Below are 25,423 nucleotides of genomic sequence, written 5' to 3'. Positions count from 1 at the left end.
ACATGACCACACTCACCAAGGGCGCGGGCGCGCCCGCACCGCGCGCGGACGGCGCGTATCTGTCGGTACGCGACCTCTACGTACGCTTCTCCACCGAGGACGGCACCGTCAAGGCGGTGGACGGCCTCTCCTTCGACCTGGAACGCGGCACAACCCTCGGCATCGTCGGTGAGTCGGGCTCCGGCAAGTCGGTCACCAACCTCAGCGTGCTCGGGCTGCACGACCCGCGTACCACCACGGTGCAAGGCCACATCCTGCTGGACGGACAGGAGTTGATCGGCGCCGGGGAACGCACCCTGGAGCGGCTGCGTGGCAACAAGATGGCGATGATCTTCCAGGACCCGCTGACCGCGCTCTCCCCCTACTACACGGTCGGGCGGCAGATCGCCGAGCCGTATCGCAAGCACACCGGCGCCTCCAAGCGGGAGGCGCGGCGACGGGCCGTCGAGATGCTCGCCAAGGTCGGCATCCCCAACCCGTCGCTGCGCGTGGACGACTATCCGCACCAGTTCTCCGGCGGCATGCGCCAGCGCGCGATGATCGCCATGGCGCTGGTCTGCGACCCCGATCTGCTGATCGCCGACGAGCCGACGACGGCACTCGATGTCACCGTGCAGGCGCAGATCCTCGATCTGCTCGGCGACCTCCAGCAGGAGTTCGGCTCGGCGATCATCCTGATCACTCATGACCTGGGGGTGGTCGCCAACACGGCCGATGATCTGCTGGTGATGTACGCGGGCCGGGCAGTCGAACGCGGGACGGTACGCGAGGTGCTACGCGCCCCGCAACACCCTTACACCTGGGGCCTGTTGGACTCCATGCCGAGCCTGATCACCCCCGTAGACATTCCACTCAACCCCATCCCCGGCTCCCCGCCCAGCCTCCTCGCCCCACCACCCGGCTGCCCCTTCCATCCGCGCTGCGCGCACACCGCCGAGGTCGGCGGCAACCGCTGCGTCACCGAACGACCGGCCCTGCCACCGGGCCGCGGGGCCGCCTGCCACCTGGGCCCCGAACGCGCGGTCAGCATCCGCCGCGGCGGGCCGGCGGACACCGGGACCAGCCGAGCGACACGGGGCGATGGCGACGAGAGCAACCAGGTGCCACCGGGCGGCGGACTGCTGAAAGACCAGGCCAGCGGTGGTCCGCTCCAGAGCCAGGCCGGCAGGCCGCACGAAGGCCAGGCCGACAGGCCGGTTGAGGGCTCGGCCAGCGAGCGACCGGCGGACGACGCGGGCGAGGGAGCGAACCCATGAGCAACTCCATGAGCGACCCCAGAAGCAAGGACACAACCCAGCAGCCGGCGAACAAGACCGAACCCGCTCCCGGAGAACCGCTGTTGACGGTCGAGCGGCTGACGAAGCACTTCCCGATCATGGGTGGATTCCCGTTCAAGCGGAAGGTCGGGGCCGTACAGGCGGTGGACGGCATCGATGTGACGGTGCACGCGGGCGAGAGCTTCGGCCTGGTCGGCGAGTCGGGCTGCGGCAAGTCCACCACCGGGCGGCTGCTGACCCGCCTGCTGGAGCCGACCGGCGGCCGGATCAGCTACCGCGGGCAGGACATCACCCACGCCGACCGCAAGGGCCTCGCCCCGATTCGTTCCGAGATCCAGATGATCTTCCAGGACCCGTACTCGTCGCTGAACCCCCGGCAGACGGTCGGCGCGATCATCTCCGGCCCGATGGAGATCAACCGCATCCAGCCCCCCGGCGGCCGGGAGGCCCGGGTGCGCGAACTCCTGGAGACCGTGGGGCTCAGCCCCGAGCACTACAACCGCTTCCCGCACGAGTTCTCCGGCGGCCAACGCCAGCGCATCGGCGTGGCCCGCGCCCTCGCCCTGGAGCCGCGGCTCATCGTCGCCGACGAACCGGTGTCGGCGCTCGATGTGTCCATCCAGGCCCAAGTGGTCAATCTGCTCCAGCGGCTACGGTCCGAACTCGGCATCGCCTTCGTCTTCATCGCCCACGACCTGGCCGTAGTACGGCACTTCTCGCAACGGGTCGCGGTGATGTACCTGGGCAAGATCGTGGAAATCGGCGACCGCGAGTCGATCTATACGCGCCCACGGCACCCGTACACCCACGCCCTGCTGTCGGCGGTACCCGAGGCGGCGACGCTCATCGACGAAGCCGACGCGCGCGAATCAGCGCCCGAGGGCCAGGCCGGCCCCGGCACCTCCGCGGTAACACAGGCCCGCGCCGGCCGGGGCCGCGAACGCATCCGGCTCGCCGGGGACGTCCCCTCCCCCATCCGCCCGCCATCGGGTTGCCGATTTCGCACCCGCTGTTGGAAGGCCCAGACCCGCTGCGCCACGGAGGAGCCTGCGCTCGTACGCATCGAGGGCAACCGCGACGGCCACCTCTCGGCCTGCCATTTCCCCGAGGCCCCCACCACGGCCCGCACTCACGAGGTCATCCTCGACCCGGCGTTGCGGCTGCGGGGGGCCGGGCCGAGGAAGGCGTAAGCAAGGGGGGCTGATGGAAAGGCGGGCCGGAGGGGGTACCTGCCGAGTGCAGGCCGGGGGCTCCGGTCAGTCGCCGCTGGATGGGCTGGCGGAGGCGTCGGGATCAGAGAAGCAGCGAGAGTAGACCGCGAAGGAAATCAGAGGTTCGTGGCCATCCTGGCCCTTCATCCACGAGATCTCCGCTTGAGACTTACTTTCTAGGTGCACGGCGAGGATTTCCAAACTTCGGTTCTTGTTGGCAGCCGGGCCCCGCTTGACGACCTGCCAACCATGCTTCGGCAACGCCTCCGCGAGGTTTTCCATTGCGACGCCCAACACCTTATTGTCCACGCCGTAGAGAGACCATGGATGTCTGACGCTTCGGTACGATTCAGGGGCATCGGCAATCGCCCCACACGGGCCCGCCATGGGGTCTGCGGGCGTGGCCTTCCCTTTGACTCGTAGCATGTCCAGGAGTTCACTGGACAGACTACCGATTTCGGCTTCTACTTCTTTACTCCGCCGATCCGCCGGCTGGTAGTTCAACTTTTCCGAATCATCCGACACAGGAGAACACCCCATACAGAGAATAACGACCAGACCGAGCGCCGATCCCGCCCGCCTCCAACCACGACCACCCTCGCTCACCAATGAGCTTCCCTCTCAAGGGTAACTTCTCCATAACTACCAACGATCACTTTCGCCTGGTTCGATAAGCTCGTCGACGCCTTACCATCCTCTTCTTGCCAGAACCCACCATGACTATCCGAATCACTCTTCATGACGTTGGCCCCGAACTCGGGATCGGTGGGGATGATTCGGTCTCCCCCAAGTCCGACCCACCTGCCACCCTCACGCACGAGCTCGTCATCCCCGCCACCCGCCATGGCCCAAGTGTGGTGAGGATCGAGGCCAAGGTCACCCGGCCGCTTGGCCTGCATACCGGGGCTACCAACGGCCACTACATCGTCCACAGGCAAGGCGTTGCCCCACGAATCAGGGGCGTAGTCAGAGGTGTATTTGGCTGTGTCGCCGATGAGAGTGCTGCCATAGCTGTGCCCGATGAGAGTGGTGTGCCCGCTGTCTCCCGTGGCAGTCCGATGGGCCGCTTCGTTACCGTCGAGGAAGCTACGCAGATTTGGCGCTCCGCGCGCCGCGAAGCCGTCACCCATTGCCTCGGGCAGGATGTCGCCGTTTTCCAACGGCTTGGCCGAGTTCGGTGCGTCGTAGTCGAACCACATCAGGGTGGAGACCGACTCACTGGGGGAAAGTCGAGCGCTTTCCCGCCATAGAGCATCGCTTTTCGCAATCTCGTCATCGGCGTTTTCCAGAGCCGTTTTGGTACCCGGAACGAGGATAGCTGTGTGGTCGGCTGTATCTGGATTCCCGTTGGCTATGATGACACGACCATCCTTGTTCGCAGCAGGGTCGAACCCCAAAAGATACGCTTCGGGCAGCCCGCGCTCACCCGTTCTATCGAAGCGTCCCTGAATGTTCGCCATCCCATCCAAGCTGCCCTTCAGGTGCCAGTAACGGTCCCCGTGTTTCTTGTTCCAAGCACGCCAGTCTTTCCAGTCGATCGGCGGTTTGGGGGTTCCCCGCAGCTCCAGCTCGTACTGGCTGCGCTTTTCTGCCAGCACCGTCCGGTTCGCCTCGTCGCGGACCTCGGCCGGAAGGCCGTCAAGGGCTCCCACGCTGGCGGGGTGCAGGGAAACGTACGCTGCCTTCTCATCTCGCGAGAGGTCTTTCCACCACTCCGCGTTCGATGCTGGGTCTTTGTCCTTCGGCGGCGGCTCAATCGCCTGGAGGTACTGCTCCGCCGCGCGCCCGACGCTTCCCCTATCGTGCCCCGTGTCGGCCCAGTCGGCGTGTGAGACATGCAAGTCGTCGTCGGCCTTGAGGCGCCGCAGCTGCGGCGCCCACCGTTCGTCCGCCTCTGTGGCCTCAGCGACTGCTTCAGCCAAGCGGTCGGCATATTCCTGCGCACGGCCGTAGTTCGGATTGGGGTGCATGCGCGCGGCCTGGTCATCGAGAGCTTCAGCCGCATCGCGAGTGTCCCCTGAGAGGTCGATCGGTCCCGATGAACCGTTGCCCGCAGCAGTGCCGTTTACGCTACCGCCTGCCGGGACCTTGCCATCCACCTCATCGCCGCCAGCGGGATAGCGCACCGAACCATCGGGGTTCACCGTGCACCCCCCTGCCTCGGCCGCCTCGATGGCCGCCTCCAGCTTCTTCTTGGCCACACTCAGTTCGCCGGCGAGTGTGGTCAACGCCGTTGTCATCAGGCCGCATTCGACCTGGATGTAGTGGAAGTTCGTGGATAACTTCTGGAGTTGCTCGGCAGCCGCGTCCACGGCCTCGCCATGGAGTGCGTTCCGCATGGCAATGGGTATCCGACCGTTGAGAGCGTCCTTGGCCGCGCTGGCCATGTCCCGGCTCGCACGGTAGCCGTCCGCCGCGTCCTCGAAGTCTGCAGGCCGCAGGGTCTTCAGTGTCGAGAAGTCCACTGGTCAACGTCACCGGCCCTGACTCTGGCCACCCACAGCGGGGGTGTCGCGGTACTGGTCGTTCATCCCGGCGAACGCGCCGTGCATGGCCTGATCGTTCTGGTAGTGGTCGTTACCGGCCTTTTCCAACCGGCTCTTCAACGCCACACACCGTTCGCCAACGGCCTTCAAATACCTCTGCCATGAGAGGTACACCTCCCCCTGTGCCTTCGCGCTGGCTACGCCCTTTGCGGTGCCGCTCTCCACGCCACGCTGGCCATGCTCCAGTTCCGTCAGCGCCTTCGTGACGTTGGACCGCAAGCCTGAGACGCTCGCGCCCGCGGCGTTCCATGCGGCCTTGTCCGACTTCACGCCGTCCCCGCCGTCACCGCTCCACTGGTCAGGCGCCTCGGTGCTGGCCAGGCGCATATCACCCACGGGCGATGGCGCGCCCTGTCGAAGCTGCGCCCACTCGTCCTCGAAAGTTCCCACGGCTACCGTTCTCCACCCCTCATTGACCCCTGCGGCAACAGCGATCACTCTACGAAGAGTGTCCATGTGATGTGTATGAGTAGTCGTACTCAGATCAGGCTCGCCCCTGCCACCCCCAGCCCTCCCCCACCCCCCGGCCTCAACCCGCAGCCGCCCGGCCGCCCCACCCCCGCTACCCCTTCCGCCCCGCCCCGCCAGGTTCCGTGTTCGGTACCACGTCCCGTTCCTCCGCGAAGTGGCAGGCCGAGTCGTGCGCCACCGGGCCCGTCGTGGTGCGGAAGACGGCGGGGACCGCTAGGAGGGGGACCTCCAGGGCGCAGCGTTCTTGGGCCTTCCAACAGCGGGTGCGGAAGCGGCAGCCGGAGGGTGGGTGAGCCGGGGAGGGGACGTCGCCGGACAGGAGGATGCGGGTGCGGTGTTCGCGGGCTTCGGGGTTGGGGACCGGGACGGCGGAGAGTAGGGCCTGGGTGTACGGGTGGGTGGGGTGGTCGTAGATCTCCGTTTCGGTGCCGATCTCGACCAGCCGCCCCAGGTACATCACCGCGACCCGGTCAGAGATGTGGCGGACCACCGAGAGGTCGTGGGCGATGAAGATGTAGCTCAGGTTGAACTCCTGCTGGAGATTTTCCAGCAGGTTGATGACCTGGGCCTGGACGGACACGTCGAGTGCCGAGACGGGTTCGTCGGCGACGATGATCTCCGGGCGCAGGGCGAGGCCGCGGGCGATGCCGATGCGCTGGCGTTGGCCCCCGGAGAACTGGTGCGGGTAGCGGTTGATGTACTCGGGGTTGAGGCCGACGACATCGAGGAGGTCGCGTACCTTGCGGCGGCGGTCGCCCTTGGGGGCCACCTCGGGGTGGATGTCGTAGGGCTCGCCGATGATGTCGCCGACCGTCATCCGGGGGTTGAGTGAGGTGTACGGGTCCTGGAAGACCATCTGGATGTTGCGGCGTACCGCCTTCAGGGCCCGGCCCGAAAGGTGGCTGATGTCCTCGCCGCGGTAGAGGATCTGGCCGCGGGTGGGGCGTTCGAGGTGGACCAGGAGCTTGGCGACGGTGGACTTGCCGCAACCCGACTCGCCGACGATGCCGAGCGTCTCGCCGGCGGCGAGGTCGAAGGAGACCCCGTCCACCGCCTTGACCGCGCCGATCCGTCGTTTGATGACGACGCCCTGGGTGAGCGGGTAGTGCTTGACCAACGCCCGCGCCTCCAGGATCGGCTCACTCGTCATTGAGGGTCTCCTCCCAAAAGTGGCAGGCGCTGGCGCGGCCCGGGGCGACGTCGTACAGCGGCGGGTGGTCCTTACGGCAGATGTCCCGGGCGCGCGGGCAGCGCGGGTGGAAGGGGCATCCGGAGGGGATGTGCATGAGGTTCGGTGGCAGGCCCTTGATCGCATACAGCTCCTGCCCCTTTTGGTCCACGCGGGGGATCGAGTCGAGCAGCCCGCGGGTGTACGGGTGGGCCGGGGCGCGGTAGATCTCGTGTACGGGGGCGGTCTCCACGATGCGGCCCGCGTACATCACCGCGATGGTGTCGGCGACGTCCGCGACCACGCCCAGGTCGTGGGTGATGAGGATCAGCCCCATGTTGAGCTCGTGCTGCAACTCGGCGAGGAGCTCCATCACCTGGGCCTGCACGGTGACGTCCAGGGCGGTGGTGGGCTCGTCGGCGATGATCAGGTCGGGTTCCAGGGCCATCGCCATCGCGATCATGATGCGCTGCCGCATGCCACCGGAGAACTGGTGCGGATAGTCGCCCACGCGGGTCCGCGCGGCCGGGATGCGTACCCGTTCCATCAGCTCGACCGCCTTCTTGCGGGCGGACCTGCGGGACATGCCCCGGTGCACCTCGTACATCTCGCCGAGTTGTGCGCCGACCGAGACCACCGGGTTCAGTGCGGACAGCGCGTCCTGGAAGATCATCGCCATGTGCGCCCCGCGTACCTTGCGGCGTTCCTCGCGGCCGAGGGTGAGCAGGTCGCGGCCCTGGAAGAGGACTTGGCCGCCGGTCACATAGCCGGGTGGGGAGTCGAGGATGCCCATGATGGCCTGGGCGGTGACCGACTTGCCCGAGCCGGACTCGCCGAGCACGGCGAGCGTCTCGCCCGCGCGGACGCTGTAGCTCACACCGTTGACGGCGTGCGCGACGCCGTCGCGCATCCGGAATTCGACGTGGAGATCGCGTACGTCGAGTAGCGGGCCGGCGGGCGCGGGGGTGGCCGGCTGCGGGATGGGCTCGTTGACCAGGGTCACCTGCGGTCTCCTCAGCGCAACTTGGGGTCGAGGGCGTCGCGCACCGCGTCGCCGAGCATGATGAACGCGAGCACCGTCAGGCTGAGTGCCCCGGCGGGCCACAGCAGCATGTGCGGGGCGTTGCGGATGTGCGTGGAGGCGGCCGAGATGTCGATCCCCCAGGACACGGTGGGGGGCTTGAGACCCACGCCGAGGTAGGAGAGCGTGGCCTCCAGGGCGATGTACGTGCCGAGCGCGATGGTGGCCACGACGATCACCGGGGCGATGGCGTTGGGCGCGATGTGCCGTAGCAGCAGCCGGCCGCTGCCCGCGCCGAGCGCCCGTGCGGCCTGTACGTAGTCGTTCTGTTTGACCGTCACCACCGAGCCGCGGGCGATGCGGGAGATCTGCGGCCAGCCGAGCAACACGATGAAGCCGACCACCGGCCACACTGATCCGCTGGTGATCACGGACAGGAAGACCAGGCCGCCGAGGACGATCGGGATGCCGAAGAAGATGTCCGCGATGCGGGACAGCACGGCGTCGCCCCAGCCGCCGAAGAAGCCGGCGAGCCCGCCGAGCAGGCTGCCGAGCAGGGCGGCGCCGGCCGTTGCGCACACCCCGACGACGATGGAGGCGCGCGCCCCGTACACGACCCGGGTGTAGAGGTCGCGGCCCTGCACGTCGTAGCCGAAGGGGTGCCCGGGTTCGGCGCCCCCTTGCGCCTTGGCGAGATCGGCCTTGTACGGGCTGCCGCTGGCGATCAGTGAGGGCCAGATCGAGATGACGATCAGGAACAGGATCAGCAGCGCGGAGATGATGAAGACCGGGTTGCGCCGCAGATCGCGCCAGGCGTCCGACCACAGGCTGCCGACCCTGACCTCGGGCCCGGGACCGGCGGGTTCCTGGCCGGGGCCGTGCTCCAGCGTCTGGGCCTCGCTGCTGGCCAGGTCGAACGCGGGCCCGCCGGTGGGGGCGATGGCCGCGTTGGGGTCGTGGGGCGATCCCTGCGCAGGACCGGTCGGTCCGTGGGGCGGGCCCTGGAAGGGTCCGGGCGGGCCTTGAGGAGGACCAGCCGATCCGGGAGGCGGGCCCTGGGGAGGCGGCTCAGGCATAGCGAATCCTCGGGTCGAGCACGGCGTAGAGGAGATCGACGATCAGGTTGGCGACCAGGAAGACGATCACCAAGATGGTCACGAAGCCGACGACGGTGGGCGAGTTCTGCCGCAGGACGCCCTGGTAGAGCTGGTAGCCGACGCCGTGGATGTTGAAGATTCGCTCGGTGACGAGGGCGCCGCCCATCAGGCCGCCGATGTCGGTACCGATGAACGTGACCACCGGAATCAGCGAGTTACGCAGCAGATGCCGGGTGATGATGCGGCGCCGGGGCAGCCCCTTGGCCAGTGCGGTGCGTACGTAGTCGGCGCGTACGTTCTCCGCGACGGAGGTGCGGGTCAGCCGGGTGACGTAGGCGAGGGAGACCAGGCCCACGACGACGCCGGGCAGCAGGAGTTCGTTGAGCGGCGCCTCGGGCGAGACGGTGGGGCTCACGGTGTTCCACTTGACGCCGCACAGGTACTGGAGCACGTAGCCGCTGACGAAGGTTGGAATGGAGATGACGACGAGCGTCAGCACCAGCACCGTGGTGTCCACGGCGCGCCCCCGGCGCAGACCGCTGAGGACGCCGAGCGTGATGCCGATGAGTATTTCGAAGGCGATGGCCACCAGCGTCAGCCGGACGGTGATCGGCCAGGCGTCCGCCATCAGCTCGGTGACCTGCTGGCCGTTGAAGGCGGTACCGAAATCGCCTCGGAAGGTCAGACTCATGTAGTGCAGGTACTGCTTCCACAGCGGCTCGTCGAGGAAGAGGTCCTTGCGGATCTGCGCGGCGGTCGCGGGGTCGGGCGCCCGGTCGCCGAAGAGTGCGGCCACCGGGTCGCCGAGCGCGAACACCATGAAGAAGATCAGGAACGTGCTGCCGATGAACACCGGGATCATCTGCAACAGCCGCCGGATCACATAGCGTCCCATGGGTGGCTCCGGAGAGGGGAGGGTCGGCTGGGTGGCTCCGATGGGGCCGCGTGGCGGGTGGCCCTACGGTCCGGGGCCCGGCCCTGGGCCTGGGTCGGCGAATGCGCCGAACCGCTCGCCTGCGGGGTCAGTTGACCTTGATCTGGTTGTAGACCGGAACGCTGAAGGCGTTGAGCCGCACATCGCTGAGCCGGTCCGAATAGCCGGCGCTGCCGTTTTGGTACCAGAGCGGAATGCCGGGCATGTCATCGGCTAGCACCTTCTCGGCCCGCCGGAAGTCGGCGATGGCCTTTCCGGTGTCCGACTCGGCGTTGGCCTGGTCCACCAGGTCATCGAACTTCTTGCTGCTGTACTCGCCGTCGTTGGACGAGGCGTTGGTGTAGAACATCGGCTGGAGAAAGTTCTGGATCAGCGGATAGTCCATCTGCCAGCCGGCGCGGAAAGGGCCCTTCATCTGCCGGTCGGTGATCTTGTTGCGGTAGTCGGCGAAGGTGCCGATCGACGTGCCGACACAGGCGTTTTCCTTGTCGAGCGCGTTGTTGATGCTGTTGCACACCGCGTCCACCCAGTCCTTGTGGGAGCCGGTGTCCGCGTTGTACGTGATCGTCATCTTGCCGCCGGGCAGCCCGCCGCCCTCCTGGATGAGCTTCTTGGCCTGGGGCGGGTCGTACGAGCACGCTTCGCCGCACAGCCCGGCCTGGTAACCGCCGTCGTCACCGAGCACCGGCGATGTCCAGTCGGTGGCCGGGGTGCGTGTCTTCTCGAAGATCCGCTCGGTGATCTGCTTCCTGTCGATGGCCATCGACAGGCCGCGCCTGACCTTTTCCATCCCTTCCTTGTTCCACCGCTTGTCGTACATGGGGAAGGTGAGGGTTTGGATGATGCCGGCGGGTTGGTTGATGTACCGGTCGCCCAGGTCCTGTTTCACGTTCTTGAGCTGCGCGGCGGGAATGTCGTCGGCCAGGTCGAGGTTTCCGGCCTGGAGATCGGTGTACGCCGTACCGACGTCGGTGTAGACGCGCAACTCGACGCCGCCGTTTTGGGCCTTGTCGGGGCCGGAGTACTTCTCCCACTTCTTGAGCTTCATCGACGAGCCCTTTTTGTACGAGCCAACCATGTACGGGCCATTGCCGATGGGCTTGCTCACCCACGCGTCATGGTGGTCGAAGAACGCCCGGGGCAGCGGCGCGAAAGCGGCATACCCCAAGGTCTCCGGCCAGGTGGAGAACTTCTGGGTGAGCCGGACGGTGAAGGTGCTGTCGTTCTTCACCTGGAGCCCGGACAGGGTCTTGGCCGTGGCCTTCCCCGAGGTGGGGTGGACCGCGTCGTAGCCCTCGATGTACTCGAAGAAGTAGGCGTTCTTCTGTTTGTTGTCCAACAGCGCGCCGTAGTTCCAGGCGTCCACGAAGGACTTCGCGGTGACCTTCTCGCCGTTTTGGAAGGTCCACCCCTTCTTGATGGTGACCGTGTAGTTCTGGGAGTCCTTCGTCTCGATCTTTTGGGCCAGCATGTCCTGGGCCTTGCCGGTCTTCGGGTCGTACCGCTTCAACCCGCGGAAGACCATGTCCAAGACCTTGCCGCCCTGCACCTCGTTGGTGTTCGCGGGCTCCAGCGGGTTCTGCGGGTCGCCCCAGGAGGACCGCACGGTGCCCGACCCGTCGCCCCCGCCCCCGCCCCCGCCACTGTCCCCACCTCCGCCACAGCCAGCCGCCGCCACCGCGACGGCCAGCGCGCAGACGACCCACTTGGCGCACCTGACTTCGCGCATGGAGTCCTCCTCAGATCCCGAAGCACACTTAGGACCCGATATCACCCCACATGATCATGAACCGCACTCCAAGCGCGGCTATCCGGGTCGCCGATCGGCCTGCCGGGGGCCTGTCCGAAGGGGTGGGGGCGCGCACGGTCGCCAGCCCCACCGGTCCGCACGGCAGGCCGGGCCGCGCTGAGCACCAGCCGGGGCTGCGGAGTGCCAGCCGGGGCTGCGGAGTGCCAGCCGGGGCCGCGGTTAATCCGTGGACGCCGCATCCCGGCAGCGCGCCTTACCGGCGGTTCACCCACCCCGGCTCCGCGAGCTGGCCAGCGGAGAAGGGGCGGGAGCGGGCGCTAGTCCGTTGCCGGCTTACGCTGAAACAGCCCCGGCCACCGCCCGAACGACTCCTTCTCGGTTGCGACGTGTGAAGCCTCATCCGCGGGGTCCGTGACTGCCCACCGGTGGGGGCCGCTGTGGGACACGTACAGGGAGCACGCGTGCTCGCGCGGCCACCCGACAACCGCGCACCACGGGTGAGCCTCGAAGCGGTAGCCGCTCTCTGACCAGCGGAAGAAAACCGCACCCCAGGGGTCCAGGTCGGTGGCCAGAGCAGCATGGCCGTCATCGTGTGCCTCACCCAGCTCGCGGAGATCTACGGTCCCGTCGTCCGGGACATCAGCGATGGCGACGGCTGTGCACTGCGACGTCATCACAGCCGACTGTCACCCCGATGCACCGTGACCCGCACGCCGTGCAGGAGGGTCACGGACCCGTTGCGGAGTATGAGCGTGGTCCCGGTCTCAGTACGCCGCACTTCTTGAACGGTCCGCACTAGCTCACCGAGTGCGACGCAGTCGCCCACGCGCGCTTGGCGCGCATCTACCACCTGCCGGATCAGTCGCCTGCCTGTCATGGCTGTCATGGCGCCTGCTTGTTCAAGCGGGTGAGGGCGCGTGTGTAGTGGCGGGTCCACAAGTGGTTCATCTGGGTCAGGGCGGCGGTTACCAGAAGTCGCAACGCGGGGGCGGCGGTGGGCAGGAGAAGTGGCGGTTGGCCCTCGCACAGGTCAGCCGTGCCGAAGGCGGAGACGTGGAAGCGGGCATGCCCACTGTGGGCTCGGTGCGTCGCCATCCACACGTCTACCTCGGCGATGGTCAGCCTGTCGTCCGCCTCGGCTTCGCACTCGTCGCCATCCCCGAGACAGAACGCGGCGTATCCGTGGGTGTGGGTCTTCCAGTGGCGCGGCAACGGGATCACCTGTTCTCCTTACCTAGTGGGATGGTCACCGCGGCATGCAGGGCGCGAGTCATCACGTCGTCCAGTTCCGTCCAGGCAGCCCACCGCCTGCTGTGCGGCTCGGCGTGGCACCGGCACGAGCTGAAGTGGCCGTCCGCTGTCCGCGCGTCCGCCCCCGAGACCCAGCCACCGTCTACGACCAATGTCATGTGCTCGGGACGGCGGAAGTCGGTGGCGAGTACGCGGTGGTGGTTCGGCAGTTCCAGCCCGACCGCGTACGCGGCCCGCGCTGCCGCGGATAACAGCAGCTCACCGGGGCGCAGGATGACGCCCGGCACCTGCCATGGGGTCGTACCCTCGCGGATCTGTAGGACCTGCGGCAAGCCGCGGGTCGTGTCGCCTGGGGCCTCGGGGTCCAGCGGTTTCCACACCAGCAGACTCACGCGGACGTGCGGGGCGCCCGGGATCACTTGTGGCCCCGGGACGTGTGCTAGGTGGAGCTCGCAGTCCTCGGGCGCCTTGCCGTTGGTGGTCATGATTCCGGCTGTGTGTGCTCCGTCCGACCAAAAGAACCCGCCCGTTCCGGCGAGCGCATCCAGCGGAATTTGGATGCGGTGGGTGTTGGCGCACAGCTCGCCAGCCGCAAGCGCCTTCGGGTCGAACAGTGCGTTCTCGTACGCGTGTTGGAACTCGATGTCCGTCGCGGGCTTCCATCCCATGGCGGGCTCGCACGGGTCGGCGTCCGTGAGGAAGAACCGCAGCACGGTGCCATCAGCGACACGTACAGTGTGCTGCCAGGTCAGCACAATGCTGCGCCGGTCGGCTGTGCCCACCCCATCGCGTTCGCCGGCGAGTTGGGTCAACCTCATCATGTTCGCTGGTTCGGGCGCGGGGGGCCAGTGATCAGGCTTCTCCACAGCAGCTCAACTCCCCTTGCTGTCGCAGCAGTTGAGGCACTGGCACGCCGGCCACTGGGGCGGGTAGTGGTCGTCCAACCACTGAGCCGTCACCTCGTCGGGGTCGATGGTGACCACCGTCGTGGCTCGACAGTCCCTAGGGTCCTCACCCGGGCGCTTGCGGTAGACCTTCAGGCTCATCGTCGTCATGTGCAACTCCCTTCTTGGACTGACTAGACAACGACGGTTCCGGCAGACCGGGAAGGCTTGAATGGCCTACATTCAGATTCCCAACTCCGCCCTTAGCGGGGTTGATCGGGAGAATGCTGAGGCAGAGGTCATGTCCGATGAGAGTGCGTCCTCGCATCTGAATCCGTTGGTTCGATTCGGGCAGGATGTCCGACGTGTGCGCGAGGGGCGCAAGATCACGCAGAGAGCGCTGGGCGCCGCCGCAGGCGGCTATAGCGAGAGCTACGTGAGCAAGGTCGAGAAGGGCGTCATTCTGGCGAGTGCCGCATTCGCTGAGGGCTGCGATCGGGTCTTCGGAACGCCGGGACTGTACGCAGGGCACCGAGCCCGCATTGACGAGGAAGCGGCGCCGTCCTGGTTCGTCCCGTATCTGAAGTTGGAGCGGAGGGCGACGCATGTGTTCGACTACTCGTCAACGACTCTGATGGGCATCCTCCAGACGGACGACTACGCCACAGCCCAGTTTCGCGCGGGCTTCCCGGGGGAGACAGAGAAGGTCATCGCTGCCAAGGTGGCGCAGCGCCTGCGACGGCGTACGGTGCTTGAGCGCCAACCTCCACTGACCCTGTGGGTAGTGATCAACGAGGCCGCCTTGCGCGCCGAGGTTGGGGGCCCCTCCGTCATGGCGGCCCAGTTAGATCATCTCGTGGACTTGTCCGCGGTTGGCAACGTCGAACTTCAGGTACTCCCCTTCAGCGCGGGCGCGGTGGGGACATACCTCACCGCGTTCACGCTATTGAAATTGCCCGAGGGCAAGGCTGTGATGCACGCGGACGATCCAACTGGTGGTCGCCTGTACCAGGATGGCCCAGCGGTGGAGTACACCGTCGAAGCGTTCGATCGCTTGCGCGCTCACGCCTTGGCCCCAGATGCTTCTAGGGCAATGATCAGGGCGCTTCGTACGGGCAAGGAGACGTAAATGATGAAGGCGGACAGCCGACAGCGATGGGTGGCGTCCAGTTACAGCGGAGCCAACGGCGGGCAATGCGTCGAATGGGCCCCCGACCACGCGCACACACACGGGCTCGTCCCAGTCCGAGACAGCAAGAACCCGCACGGTCCGGCGCTAGCCTTCGAGGCGTCGGCCTGGTCGGCGTTCGTGGCCGGAATCAAGGCGGGGGAGTTCACCGTCTGACCCTTAGCGCAGCTACGCGAACAGCCCCGCCACCTCATCGAAGGTGGCGGGCTTTCGTCGCTCTACCTGGCGCGCCAACGCCCCGTGGTTGCCAGAGAGTGAGGCTGCGACGTGCGTAAAGGCCACGTGGTGGACCAGCGGCGGCACCTGGTCCACCCGCGTTGTACGCAGCGACCAAGGCGCCCACCCTGGGCGGCAGCTTCGCCACGGCCGCGTTCAACGTGGGCGCCGCGATCGGGCCGGCCATCGGCGCCCTGGTCATCGGTGCGGGGCTCGGCTATCGCTCGCCGCTGTGGGTCAGCGCGCTGTTGGTCGCCCTCGCGCTCGCTGCGGCGGCCGTAGCCCAGGGCGTACGCCGGCGGGCCACGGCCAACGACGGCAACGAGTCGGCAGCGGCGGCACCAACCGGGTGACGGTCGGGGCGAGCGGCCGGGTCGCTCCCCGGCCGCCCGCCCCACCACTGGCGGCCCACCGCCGCCCACCACCGTCAGCTCCATGCCCCCTGGCACGCGCCCAACTCACAAGCAGTCGCGCGGCACCGTCTCGTTCCAACTGCGGGAGAAGACCCGGCGGTCTCCCTCGTAGCCGTCCAACGTGGCGTTGACCAGGAACTCCTTCTCGTTGCACCGCATCACCGTGCGGGTTTCCACGCGAACGTCCCAGTCGCCGCGCCGAAAGTGCATCGTCCAGGCCGATTCGCCGCTGGGCGAGGTGAAGTCGTCCGCGACGGCCGTGTAGCGCTCGTAGGCGCGGCGGCCCACATCGAGGCAGATGTCATCGAAGCGCACCATGCCCCGGTCCTTCACGATTTCCAGCTCCGCGTGGTAGCCAACCAGGTCCCGCTTTACGTCCCAGCGTTCCTCTACGGGGGTGAGCTGGGTGCTCGGCAGCGGCGCGGTGCCCTCTGGTTCGCCGAACGGATGTTGCGGCAGCCCATCGGGCCGATCCGCCGGGCGCACCGGCAGCGTCAATGTGCTCGTCCGCTCGTACACGCTCAGCAGCACCGGCCGCGGCGGCGGCCAGGCCAGCGGCCAGTACGAGGTGGACAGCGAGAGCCGGATGCGGTGGCCGGCCGGGAACGCCTGGGCCACGCCGTTGAGTTCGATGACCGCGCGGTAGCGGCGGCCTGGTTCCAACGGCTCGGGGTCCTTGGTGCCGTCGCCGCGGCCGATGTTGAGTAGTCCGTACGTCACCCGGGTCGCGCTGCCGTCCGGCGCGACGTCGGAGATACGGGCGGCGACCTGGGCGACCGGCTCCGATACGGCGAGGTCCAACTCCACGGTGGGCGAGCCGAGTATCTCCACGCACTCGGTGAGCGTGTCCGTATCGAAGACCAGCGAGCCGCCGTCCTCCTCGCGCTGGTCGTACGGCAGGTCTGGGGGCGCGTTGTAGGACGCCCACTTGCCGGCGAACTGGCCCACGGAAAGCGGCGATCGCACCGTCAGCGCCACCCCCTCCCCCGCACCCGCACCCGTGCCCGAGCTCGCGTCCGCACCCGTGCCCGAGCCGGCACCCGCGCCCGCATCCGCGCCGATCCCCGCATCGCCCGCGGCCCCCGCCGCCGGCAGCGCGCCGTCCCCGCGGTGTCCGCCGCCTGGGCCGCCGGCGCCCGCCGGTGCCTCCTCGGGGGTGCCGATGCGATGCCGAAGGAGAGGGCGTACGACCTGCTGGATGTGGGGCGATGGCCAACTCTGCTCAGCGACCCAGCGGCCGGGGCGCTCCTCGTACGACGTGGAAGGGGGCACGCTCTCCTGCATCCAGGTGCGCAGCATGGGACCGTCCATGACGTCGTTGTCGATGCCCTTGAGCCAGCGGTCCCACCAGCGCACGACCTCCTGGAGGTAGCCGATCGCCGGGCCCGGCTCGCCCAGGTGCGGGAACTTGTGCGACCACGGCCCGATGAGGCCCTTGCGGGGCACATCCAGGTTGGCGAGCAGCCGGGTGACCGCGTTGGAGTAGCCATCGGCCCAGCCGCTCGACGCGAGCACCGGACAGCGCACGGCCTGGTAGTCCTCGCAGACCGAGGCGCGCCGCCAGTAGTCGTCGCGACGCTGGTGCCGCAGCCACTCCAGAACCCATGGCTCGGTGTTCTCCAGGCGCTCGTGCCACATCTCGCGCCACCGGCGGCCGACGACGGCCGGGTCGGGCGGACAGGTGCCGTAGGCGAACATGGTGCCCGCCTCGGCCAAATTGTCGGAGAGCAGCGCGCCACCCATGTAGTGCATGTCGTCGGCGAACCGGTCGTCGGTGAAGGACGCGATGACGATGGCCCGTAGGCTCGGCGGTTGCCGGGCGGCGACCTGGAGCGCGGCGAAGGCGCCCCAGGAGATGCCCATCATCCCGGTCGTGCCGTCGCACCAGGGCTGGTCGGCCAGCCAGGCGAGCACCTCCTCGGCGTCCTGCTGCTCCTGCTCCAGGTATTCATCGCGCAGCACTCCCCCCGAATCGCCGGTGCCGCGGAGATCGACGCGTACGCAGGCATAGCCGTGGCCGGCCAGGTAGGGGTGGTGGATCGAGTCGCGTACGGACGTCAGATCGCGCTTGCGGTACGGGATGTACTCCAGGACCGCGGGAACCGGTTCGTCGTCGGATGACGTCGGGCGCCAGACGTGCGCCGACAGGCAGACGCCGTCGGACATGGCGATGGTGAGGTGTTCCGCTTCCCTCGTCGCGTATGGCAAGTTGCTCACATAGCGCATGGTCCCGGTTCACTCCCTTCTCGTAACCGCTCTCGTCACCGCTCTCGTCACCGCGCGGCCCCTCCTTGGGCCGGCCGTTGACCAGCGGGAATGCTTACTGGTTCCGCTCGGCCCGGCCGCCGGGCGCCGTTCCATCGAAGCTGAGGTTCAGCGCTGCCACGCAGTGGTCGTACTTCGCGCGCAACTCCTGCTCGCTGTCACCGCCGGTGATGATGTGGGCCACCTCGTAGCTGTAGCTGTCCTGTTCGCGGGCGTCGGAAAGCCGCTGACCCTCCTGCGGCAGTACGCAGACCCGCACGCCGGGGATTTCGCGCTCGATGCGTTCGATGTCCGCCCGGGACGGCACGCTGCGCACCACCCCATCGGCGAACCAGCGGTAGTACCACTTGGCTGCCATCCGATAGCGGCCCTTGCGGTAGGGGAAGTCCGGGTCCTTGCCGAGCGCGAGGCTGATCATGCAGTGGTGGTTGGGCGCCCCATCGACGTACTGGAAGAGCACCGCGTGCGACTGGGAGTGCCGGGGGTTGATCTCCAGGAGCTTGATCGTGTCGGTGCGTGGGTCGTAGAAGAACTCGATGCTGAACGTCGCGTTGTCGAAGCCGAGCTGCCGCACCACCCGCGCCGAAACGTCGCGCAGCCGCCCCAACACCGGCTCGGGCAGCGTCGAAGGGTACTGGTGGCGTAGGAAGCAGGAACTGTCCGGGTAGTTGATCGAGTCGAGTACGCCGTAGACGGTGACCTCGCCCTCGTGTACGTAACCCTCCGCGGCCACCTGGATGCCGGTCAGCGTCTCCTCGGCCAGGCACACCTCGCCGCCGATTCCGGTCATCGCGGGCGGCACATCGAGCCGGTCCAGGACGTAGGTGAAGGGGCGCCCGACCCGGCCGATGCCCGCGCGTATCTGGGCGACCGCGCTGTGGAACTCCGCCAAGTTCGAGACGCCGAAGGCCAGTTCCGACGAGTACGCCACGGCCGGCTTGACCCACATCGGAAAGCGCACGCCCTCGGGCGGCTGCGGGTCCTGCGCCGTCAGGTCAACCTGCCCGAAGCGCGGATACTCCGCTATTGCCTCCCGCTGCTCAAGCCGACTCCAGTATTTGTGCTCGCACTTGGCGACGGACAGCAGGCTGGTGCCTCGGGTGCCGTAGCGCTCACTGAGAATCGGCACGAGCGCGCTCACGGGGAAGTCCCAGTAGCCAATGATCGCGTCCACGCCGCCGTCAAGGGAATCGAGGATGCCCGTCGCCTTGTCCACGAGGCGATCCATGGACACCTCGCCGACCTGGAGCTCACTCAGCTCGAACAGGCCGTGGAAACGGTAGTCGTCCGCGCCGGGAACCTCCCGCAGGGTCCGTAGATTCGCGTCGTTCATGCCGATCACGACGATGTTCTTCTTACTCACCACTGCTCCCACTCCCCCACCTGTTCCTGCCGTCCATCCCACTCGCTCTGCGTATGCGGCTCATCCGTCCCACCCCCATATGGCATATGGCATATGGCCGGTATATCCGGCCCGGGTACCCGGGCCCTGCCGGTCTCGTCGGTGCCGACGCTGGCGTCATTACTGGTGTCATCACTGGTGCCGTTGCTGGTGTCATTACTGGCGCCGGTGCCGGTGCCGGTCCGCGACCGGGTACCCGGTCGCCGGCGCTCAATGCCAGGTCATCGCGGAGTCGCGGAGAGCACTGCGGTACGGACCAGGCGGCGCACGGGGCGCAGGGCACACGCGGGGCGGGGCGCACGGGGCGCGAGGCGCGGTGGACAGCGCACGAGGTGGGCGCGGGAGTCAGTGGGCGCCGAGGCGGTGGGGGCTTGAGCAGTCCGCGTCCGGGTACCCGCGCCGCCGTGATCGCCCATGACCCGGCTGACGCGGCGCACGCGCCAGGCGATCACGTGGCCGAGCGGGCGTGTGCTGAAGGGCTGAATCTCCTCGATGTACCCGTTTGGCGCCCCGCACCGGCGGTCAAGGCTGTGACGTTGCCGACCCGCCACTTCACGACACCGTCCCCAGGCACGGAGGAATCGATGGGCAAGTCCCACCCCATGAAGGCAGCAGCCGACAAGGTGACCGGCGCACTACGCGGTGACACCGGCCCGGCCGAAGGCATCCCGGGCAAGCCCGGCGCCGAGACGCCGCCGGTCGATGAGCCGACCGCCCCGCGCGGCCCGCTGCCGCCCACGCCCGACCAGGGCTCTCCCGCCACCGTCAGCCCTACCGGGCAGCCCACCGGGGCCGACCCATCGGACCTGGGGCAGGCGGGCCCGTATCTGACCACGGCGCAGGGCGCTCGGCTGTACGAGACCGACAAATCACTCAAGGCCGGCGCGCGCGGCCCGGTGCTCCTCCAAGACCACCACCTGCGCGAAAAGATCACGCACTTCGACCATGAGCGCATCCCGGAACGCGTGGTGCACGCCCGGGGCGCCGCGGCGCACGGCGTCTTCCAGGGGTACGGCACGGCCGCGCAGGTCTCCAAGGCCGCCTTCTTGGCCAAGGACGTGGAGACGCCGGTGTTCGTACGCTTCTCCACCGTGCTCGGCTCGCGCGGCTCCTCCGACACCGTCCGCGACACCCGCGGCTTCGCCACGAAGTTCTACACCGCCCAGGGCACGTTCGACCTGGTCGGAAACAACATCCCGGTGTTCTTCATCCAGGACTCGATCAAGTTTCCCGACATCATCCACGCGGGCAAGCCCCACCCCGACCGGGAGATCCCGCAGGCCCAAAGCGCGCACGACACCTTCTGGGACTTCGTCTCGCTGCACACCGAGGCGACCCACCACACGATGTGGAACATGTCCGACCGGGGCATCCCGCGCTCGTACCGGATGATGGAGGGCTTCGGCGTCCACACCTTCCGGCTGGTGAACGCCGAGGGTCAGACCACCTTGGTCAAGTTTCACTGGAAGCCGAAGCTGGGCGTGCACTCCCTGGTCTGGGAGGAGGCGCAGATCATCAACGGCATGGACCCGGACTTCCACCGGCGCGATCTCGCCGACGCGATCGAGGCCGGCGCCTTCCCGCAGTGGGAGCTGGGCATCCAGACCTTCCCGGACAACCCGGAACAGATGTACGAGGGCATCGACCTGCTCGACCCGACCAACATCGTTCCCGAGGAGATCGCCCCCGTACAACCGATCGGGCTGCTGACCCTCAACGCCAACCCGACGAACTACTTCGCCGAGACCGAACAAGTCGCCTTCCACCCCGGACACCTGGTCCCCGGCATCGACATCACCGATGACCCGCTGCTCGCCGGGCGGCTCTTCTCGTACCTGGACACCCAGATCACCCGGCTCGCCGGGCCGAACTTCGCACAAATCCCGATCAACCGCACCCACGCACCGGTCAACGACATGCTGCGGGACGGCTTCCACCAAGACGCCGTGCACGCGGGCGTCGCGCCCTACCGGCCCAACTCGCTCGACGGCGGCTGCCCCTTCCTGGCAGGCGCGGACACCGGCGCGTACATCGAGGTACCGGTCGAGGTACCGGCCGCCCGCAAGGTCCGCGAGGCACCCGCCACCTTCTCCGACCACTTCAGCCAGCCGCGCCTGTTCTGGAAGAGCCTGACGGACGTCGAGCGCGAGCACCTCATCGGCGCGTACACCTTCGAGCTGGGCAAGTGCTACGAGCAGGCCATCAAGGAGCGGCAGCTCAAGGTGCTCGCCAACATCGACCCACAGCTGTGCGAACAGGTCGCCACCGGCCTCGGCCTGCCCGTCCCCGAACCCACCGTGGAACTCACCCCGGTCACACCGAGCCCCGCCCTGTCCCAGCTCGGCCAGGTCTGGCCGCCGGACGGGCGCATCATCGGCATCGTCACCGACGGCGCCGGCGACCTGGCCGGGGTACGGTCCGTGCGCCAGGCCGTCCTCGACGCGGGCATGGTCCCGCTGGTCATCGCCCCGGCGGGCGGCAAGCTCGACCCGAGCGGCGACCCGATCACCATCCAGCGCTCCTTCGCCACCGCACGGTCCACGGAGTTCGACGCCATCTTGCTCGCCGGCGTGCCGGGCCCCGGCGCCGACGCGTACGGAGCGCGGGACGCCAAGGCCGGCGACGAGGCGGCACGGGCCGCAGGCGCGACCGACCCGCGGGTGCTGCTGATGCTCAGCGAGGCGTACCGCCACGGCAAGGCGATCGGCGGCTGGGCGGGCGCGGACGCGGTGCTGGCCGCGGCCGGCGTCCCGGCCGACGCGCCCGGCGTCATCGTGGGCGACGGCGGCGATGCCACGCTCGGCCAGATCACCGAGCTGTTGGGCAACCACCGGGTGTGGGAACGCTTCGCTCCCGCGCTCTAAAGCGCCCTGCGGTCTCGTGAGCTCCGCGGGCCCACGGCCCGCGGCGGGGGCGTGCACACCCAGCGGGGTGCGGCACGCCCCCGCCATCATGACCAAGCCGCCTCCACAACGGAGGCATACAGCTCTGCATACCGGGTACCCGAAGCCTGGACGCCCATCGTCCCTTAAGGCGAAAGGAGACCCCTGTGTTGATGGCTCACCCGGCGGTACTGCAACGACTAGTTGAGCAGTACGAAACGCTTAAGGCCCTACACGCCGAGGCCGGCGACGAGGCAGCTCGCCAGCGCATGGATGACGTGGCCTACACGTTGTGCGTATCGACCGGTACCCAGGACGTGGACACAGCCCTGATCTCCGCGAAGTACCACCTCCCTGGCGCCCGCGTACACGATGACTCCGTGCTGACCGGCGCGGGCGAAGAGCCGGCACAGCCTGTGCCCGGCGGGGTGTGAGGCGACCACCTCGCCCTGCTTCGCGGCCAGCCTCGCCTACCCCTGGCTGACAGCGCCCGCTTGCCTCGCACGCGGGCGCTTTTCCTGCCCGCCCGATGCCCTCGCAGCCGTGCCACCCCCGAGGTAGCCAACCGCAACGATCTTCGGGGCGATTTCCACTTGTCCCGCAGAGCCCGCGTGAGAGACGGTGAGCGCAGCTCACGGGGTGAGCGGACCGTTGCTGGATGCGCGCTGGTGGAGGGTACGCGATGTTTGCCATCTTGTTGGGGGACGACGGCGCGGAGTTGCGCCCGCTGGAGCCATGGAACGCCGAGGAGTACCTGACCCATCTAGATCGGTCCCGCGATCACATAGGGCGCTACATCGGCTTGGCCGACGCCGCCACCGACCTGGACTCGGCCCGTGCCTTCCTCCAGTCGTACGCGGACAAGACGGCGGCCGACGGCGGGCGCATCTACGGCATCTGGCTCGATGGCACGCTGGTCGGCGGCGTCCTCTTCCGGACCTTCGACGCGCCGGCGGGAACCTGCGAGGTCGGATGCTGGCTGGAGGAGTCCGTCGTGGGCCGCGGCCTGGTCACCCGCGCGATCCGGGTCCTCATCGACTGGGCCGTAAACGATCGCGCCATCTACCGCGTGGAGTGGCTGGCCGACTCCGCCAACGCCGCGAGCATCAAGGCCGCCAAGCGGCTCGGGATGGCACGCGACGGGGTACTGCGGGGCAGCTACGCACGCGGCGGCGGTCGCCGCGACATCGAGGTGTGGTCGGTGCTCGCCCCGGACTGGCGCAAGCACCGCGAAACGTCGGCCCGCGGCTGAGGCGGGCTGCCGTTCGTCTTCGTCAGCGCCCGGTGAAGTCCCACTGGCCCGCCTTGAGCGCCGACAGCAGTGCGCGTAGGGCGGGTGGGGTGGTAGCGATGACCACCGCCGGGGCGGTGCTTTCGCGAAGGTGGGGGGTGCCGGTGGGGCCGGCGGCTATCTCTACGCAGTTGGCGGCATCGCCCGCACTGAACGTGGATTTCCGCCATTGAAGAGGGGACATGCGCGATCTCCTAGAGCAGGGGGTACAGGAGGTGCTGAATGAGTCCGAGCGAGTCCTTCGTTCTGCGCGCTTCCGGTACTACCTCGGTGTCCACACCACCGGAAGGGAGCTCCCACGGACCGCCGAAGTAGTCCTCAGCGGCCCGGTGCAACAGCGGGACCCGGCTATCGGCGGCCAAGGCAGCGTTCACGGGTGTGCCCACGGATGCGTTCACGGCATGCGGTCCTCGCGGTGCGCGGAAGCCGTCGGACTGCGCCTACTCATCAGCCCGCACCACCATCCGACCGGCCCGCTTTCAACACCCGCAGCAGCGCCTGGAGCGCGGGTCGCGTCGTAGTGATCACCATCCCGGGAACGGCGCTTTCGCGAAGGTGAGGGCTGCCGGTGGAGCCAGTGGCTATCTCCACACAATTGGGAGCGTCGCCCGCACTGAAACTGGACTTTCGCCATTGAAGAGGGGGCATGCGCGATCTCCTAAAGCAGGGGGTACAAAAGGTGCTGAATAAGTCCGAGCGAGTCCTTCACCCTGCGATCTTCTGGCACCACTTCGGCGTCTACCGCAGGCAACGCCAGCTCGCTCAGCCTAGCGAAGGACTGCTCATACTCCGTGGTCACTTGAGCGTCTCCCAGTAGCTGCGCTGTGCCCAACTGATCAACGAGCACAGTGCCCAATTCGACCACGCTCGGCTCGATCACCATGAACGAGTGGTTGAACGCCGCTCGGCGCTCGTCTTCGAGCGGGATGATCTGGACCGTCACATTTGGCAACCGCGACACCTCCACCAGCCTGAGCAGTTGCTCGCGCATGACTTCACGCCCGCCGTACAGCACACGCAGGGCCGCCTCGTGAATGATCGCGTGCAGCTTTGGCGGATGGTCGCCCGACAAGATCCGCTGCCGCGCCATGCGGAACTCAACAGCCTTGTCCTGCACTTCCCGGACCGATTCCGCGTAGCCGCCTCCGTGCACAGCTGTCGCGTAGTCGGCGGTCTGGAGCAGCCCGGGAATGAACAGCAACTCGTAGTTGTGCAGGGCGACCGCGCCTGCCTCCAGCTCGGCAAGGTCGAGGTGGGATTCCCCAAGTTCCTTGCGGTACTCCGTCCACCATCCCTTGCCGGAGTCTTGGCCCATCTCGTTCAAAGCTTCGACGAACGGGCCATTACTAATACCTGCGGCATCTGCTAGGTACGACACCCTGGCTGCCGACAGACCAGTCTTGCCGGACTCGACGTTGCTCAGTTGCGGTTGCTTCATGACGAGCAGGCGCGCGGCCTCGGTAGACGACAGGCCAGCGCGCTCACGCAACTGCCGCACCTCTACCCCGAAACGGCGTTGGCGGTAGGTCGGCTTGACCCGTAACCCCATGCGATCCCTCCCTCAAGACGACGGCAGTCTCACTCACTGGAGTCGCGCACGTCTAGTTGGTGACCACAATCGAGGCATGAGGTTGAATAACTAACCCGGCTATGGCTACGTTGAGTATGGCGCCAGTCACAGCAGGCACTCAACTGGAGGCTGCCATATGCGCATGCCTGAAGAACCACGGTCCTACGGCCTGTTCATCCCCCGTGATCCGCGAGCCATCGGCATCGTCAGGGCCACCGTCCGCAGCGTGCTCGGGGCTACGGGCCTCAACTGCCTAGCAGAGACGGTCGAGTTGTTGGCCTCCGAGCTCGCTACCAACGCGTACCGCAACGCGCACAGCGACGCCTACGTCAGCATGGACTGGCAGCCGGGCGACTTCCGGGTCACGGTGTGGGACACGGGACCGGGCCTGCCCGTCAGGCGCAGCGCGGAGGACACCGACGAGCACGGCCGCGGCATGGGAATCATCGCCGCACGGGCCGACGACTGGGGCGTACAGCGGCACCCCGGCGGCAAGGCAGTCTGGTTCTCGCTCAAGCCCCCACCCATCGCGTGAGCGCGGTCGCCACGACGGCCGCGGCCCAGGTCGGCGAACCTCTGGGCGCG

General features: G+C 67.8%; 27 protein-coding genes. 9 read left to right on the top strand and 18 right to left on the bottom strand.

From position 1 onward, the window contains the following. Positions 1 to 2 precede the first annotated feature (2 nt). Together FHS42_RS18195 and FHS42_RS18190 are read left to right on the top strand one after the other, a co-directional pair. Entirely contained in the window at positions 3 to 1,256 is a 1,254-nt protein-coding gene (locus FHS42_RS18195; protein WP_246494957.1) for an ABC transporter ATP-binding protein, read from the top strand. 8 nt (positions 1,257 to 1,264) lie between these two features. Then, the gene (locus FHS42_RS18190; protein WP_376772630.1) at positions 1,265 to 2,467 is read left to right on the top strand and encodes an ABC transporter ATP-binding protein; all 1,203 of its coding nucleotides are present in this window, start codon (positions 1,265 to 1,267) and stop codon (positions 2,465 to 2,467) included. Positions 2,468 to 2,533: 66 nt separating this feature from the next. Here the strand turns inward: FHS42_RS18190 and FHS42_RS18185 are convergent, their stop codons facing one another. The 12 genes from FHS42_RS18185 to FHS42_RS18130 all read right to left on the bottom strand — a co-directional run bounded on the left by FHS42_RS18185 (position 2,534) and on the right by FHS42_RS18130 (position 13,781). Beyond that, positions 2,534 to 3,013 (bottom strand): hypothetical protein, encoded by a 480-nt coding sequence (locus FHS42_RS18185; RefSeq protein WP_184573307.1) that lies wholly within the window; start codon positions 3,011 to 3,013, stop codon positions 2,534 to 2,536. A 77-nt stretch (positions 3,014 to 3,090) separates the two neighbouring features. Next, positions 3,091 to 4,953, bottom strand: coding sequence for an alpha/beta hydrolase (locus FHS42_RS18180; protein ID WP_312866936.1), 1,863 nt, complete (start codon positions 4,951 to 4,953; stop codon positions 3,091 to 3,093). Between the two features lie 9 nt (positions 4,954 to 4,962). Continuing rightward, a complete protein-coding gene (locus FHS42_RS18175; RefSeq protein WP_184573306.1) occupies positions 4,963 to 5,424 on the bottom strand; it encodes a hypothetical protein in 462 nt (153 codons plus the stop codon). A gap of 172 nt (positions 5,425 to 5,596) precedes the next feature. Then, positions 5,597 to 6,655, bottom strand: a complete 1,059-nt coding sequence (locus FHS42_RS18170) for an ABC transporter ATP-binding protein (RefSeq protein ID WP_184573305.1) — start codon at positions 6,653 to 6,655, stop codon at positions 5,597 to 5,599. Further along, complete coding sequence (locus tag FHS42_RS18165; RefSeq protein ID WP_184573533.1) at positions 6,645 to 7,583, bottom strand: ABC transporter ATP-binding protein; 939 nt, start codon at positions 7,581 to 7,583, stop codon at positions 6,645 to 6,647. The genes FHS42_RS18170 and FHS42_RS18165 overlap by 11 nt, the downstream gene beginning before the upstream one ends. A gap of 104 nt (positions 7,584 to 7,687) precedes the next feature. Beyond that, positions 7,688 to 8,770 (bottom strand): ABC transporter permease, encoded by a 1,083-nt coding sequence (locus FHS42_RS18160; RefSeq protein ID WP_184573304.1) that lies wholly within the window; start codon positions 8,768 to 8,770, stop codon positions 7,688 to 7,690. Continuing rightward, the gene (locus tag FHS42_RS18155; RefSeq protein WP_184573303.1) at positions 8,763 to 9,686 is read right to left on the bottom strand and encodes an ABC transporter permease; all 924 of its coding nucleotides are present in this window, start codon (positions 9,684 to 9,686) and stop codon (positions 8,763 to 8,765) included. The genes FHS42_RS18160 and FHS42_RS18155 overlap by 8 nt, the downstream gene beginning before the upstream one ends. A gap of 127 nt (positions 9,687 to 9,813) precedes the next feature. Further along, a complete protein-coding gene (locus FHS42_RS18150) occupies positions 9,814 to 11,454 on the bottom strand; it encodes a peptide ABC transporter substrate-binding protein (protein WP_184573302.1) in 1,641 nt (546 codons plus the stop codon). A gap of 338 nt (positions 11,455 to 11,792) precedes the next feature. Continuing rightward, a complete protein-coding gene (locus FHS42_RS18145; RefSeq protein WP_184573301.1) occupies positions 11,793 to 12,149 on the bottom strand; it encodes a hypothetical protein in 357 nt (118 codons plus the stop codon). Between the two features lie 208 nt (positions 12,150 to 12,357). Next, positions 12,358 to 12,696: a hypothetical protein gene (locus tag FHS42_RS18140; protein WP_184573300.1), complete on the bottom strand. Its 339-nt coding sequence runs from the start codon at positions 12,694 to 12,696 to the stop codon at positions 12,358 to 12,360. Beyond that, entirely contained in the window at positions 12,693 to 13,547 is an 855-nt protein-coding gene (locus FHS42_RS18135) for a hypothetical protein (RefSeq protein WP_184573299.1), read from the bottom strand. The genes FHS42_RS18140 and FHS42_RS18135 overlap by 4 nt, the downstream gene beginning before the upstream one ends. 51 nt (positions 13,548 to 13,598) lie before the next feature. Next, positions 13,599 to 13,781, bottom strand: coding sequence for a hypothetical protein (locus FHS42_RS18130; RefSeq protein WP_184573298.1), 183 nt, complete (start codon positions 13,779 to 13,781; stop codon positions 13,599 to 13,601). Positions 13,782 to 13,911: 130 nt separating this feature from the next. Here FHS42_RS18130 and FHS42_RS18125 point away from each other — a divergent pair, with 130 nt between their 5' ends. The 3 genes from FHS42_RS18125 (at position 13,912) to FHS42_RS18115 (ending at position 15,368) form a co-directional block, all read left to right on the top strand. Beyond that, a complete protein-coding gene (locus FHS42_RS18125; protein WP_184573297.1) occupies positions 13,912 to 14,739 on the top strand; it encodes a helix-turn-helix domain-containing protein in 828 nt (275 codons plus the stop codon). Further along, positions 14,740 to 14,955 (top strand): DUF397 domain-containing protein, encoded by a 216-nt coding sequence (locus tag FHS42_RS18120; RefSeq protein ID WP_184573296.1) that lies wholly within the window; start codon positions 14,740 to 14,742, stop codon positions 14,953 to 14,955. It abuts the gene before it with no gap. 161 nt (positions 14,956 to 15,116) lie between these two features. After that, positions 15,117 to 15,368, top strand: a complete 252-nt coding sequence (locus FHS42_RS18115; RefSeq protein ID WP_312866935.1) for a hypothetical protein — start codon at positions 15,117 to 15,119, stop codon at positions 15,366 to 15,368. 105 nt (positions 15,369 to 15,473) lie between these two features. On the opposite strand, the gene FHS42_RS18110 is transcribed toward FHS42_RS18115, so the two are convergent. Both FHS42_RS18110 and FHS42_RS18105 read right to left on the bottom strand, forming a co-directional pair. Then, positions 15,474 to 17,654, bottom strand: a complete 2,181-nt coding sequence (locus tag FHS42_RS18110) for a CocE/NonD family hydrolase (protein WP_221476640.1) — start codon at positions 17,652 to 17,654, stop codon at positions 15,474 to 15,476. Between the two features lie 94 nt (positions 17,655 to 17,748). Beyond that, positions 17,749 to 19,026 carry an ATP-grasp domain-containing protein gene (locus FHS42_RS18105; RefSeq protein WP_184573531.1) on the bottom strand — a complete coding sequence of 426 codons (1,278 nt, stop codon included), beginning with the start codon at positions 19,024 to 19,026 and terminating at the stop codon, positions 17,749 to 17,751. Between the two features lie 653 nt (positions 19,027 to 19,679). Between FHS42_RS18105 and FHS42_RS18100 the strand changes: the two genes are divergently transcribed. The 3 genes from FHS42_RS18100 (at position 19,680) to FHS42_RS18090 (ending at position 23,229) form a co-directional block, all read left to right on the top strand. Beyond that, positions 19,680 to 21,959 (top strand): catalase, encoded by a 2,280-nt coding sequence (locus tag FHS42_RS18100; RefSeq protein ID WP_184573529.1) that lies wholly within the window; start codon positions 19,680 to 19,682, stop codon positions 21,957 to 21,959. A 185-nt stretch (positions 21,960 to 22,144) separates the two neighbouring features. After that, positions 22,145 to 22,411 carry a DUF5133 domain-containing protein gene (locus tag FHS42_RS18095; protein ID WP_184573294.1) on the top strand — a complete coding sequence of 89 codons (267 nt, stop codon included), beginning with the start codon at positions 22,145 to 22,147 and terminating at the stop codon, positions 22,409 to 22,411. Between the two features lie 248 nt (positions 22,412 to 22,659). Next, positions 22,660 to 23,229 (top strand): GNAT family N-acetyltransferase, encoded by a 570-nt coding sequence (locus FHS42_RS18090; protein ID WP_184573527.1) that lies wholly within the window; start codon positions 22,660 to 22,662, stop codon positions 23,227 to 23,229. 22 nt (positions 23,230 to 23,251) lie between these two features. Here FHS42_RS18090 and FHS42_RS18085 read toward each other — a convergent pair whose 3' ends face one another. The 4 genes from FHS42_RS18085 to FHS42_RS18070 are packed head-to-tail and all read right to left on the bottom strand — an operon-like array spanning position 23,252 to position 24,817. Further along, on the bottom strand, positions 23,252 to 23,452 hold the full coding sequence (locus FHS42_RS18085; RefSeq protein ID WP_184573293.1) for a DUF397 domain-containing protein: 201 nt from the start codon (positions 23,450 to 23,452) through the stop codon (positions 23,252 to 23,254). A 10-nt stretch (positions 23,453 to 23,462) separates the two neighbouring features. Further along, positions 23,463 to 23,666 (bottom strand): hypothetical protein, encoded by a 204-nt coding sequence (locus FHS42_RS37225; RefSeq protein WP_246494956.1) that lies wholly within the window; start codon positions 23,664 to 23,666, stop codon positions 23,463 to 23,465. A gap of 49 nt (positions 23,667 to 23,715) precedes the next feature. Then, positions 23,716 to 23,916 carry a DUF397 domain-containing protein gene (locus FHS42_RS18075; RefSeq protein WP_184573292.1) on the bottom strand — a complete coding sequence of 67 codons (201 nt, stop codon included), beginning with the start codon at positions 23,914 to 23,916 and terminating at the stop codon, positions 23,716 to 23,718. A 10-nt stretch (positions 23,917 to 23,926) separates the two neighbouring features. Further along, complete coding sequence (locus FHS42_RS18070; protein WP_184573291.1) at positions 23,927 to 24,817, bottom strand: helix-turn-helix domain-containing protein; 891 nt, start codon at positions 24,815 to 24,817, stop codon at positions 23,927 to 23,929. Positions 24,818 to 24,980: 163 nt separating this feature from the next. On the opposite strand from FHS42_RS18070, the gene FHS42_RS18065 reads away from it, so the two are divergent. Beyond that, entirely contained in the window at positions 24,981 to 25,373 is a 393-nt protein-coding gene (locus tag FHS42_RS18065; protein ID WP_246494955.1) for an ATP-binding protein, read from the top strand. Positions 25,374 to 25,423: the final 50 nt, after the last annotated feature.

It is taken from the genome of Streptomyces zagrosensis, from assembly GCF_014203645.1.
Classification (GTDB): Bacteria; Actinomycetota; Actinomycetes; order Streptomycetales; family Streptomycetaceae; genus Streptomyces; species Streptomyces zagrosensis.
This window is presented reverse-complemented; position numbering and strand designations above follow the sequence as displayed.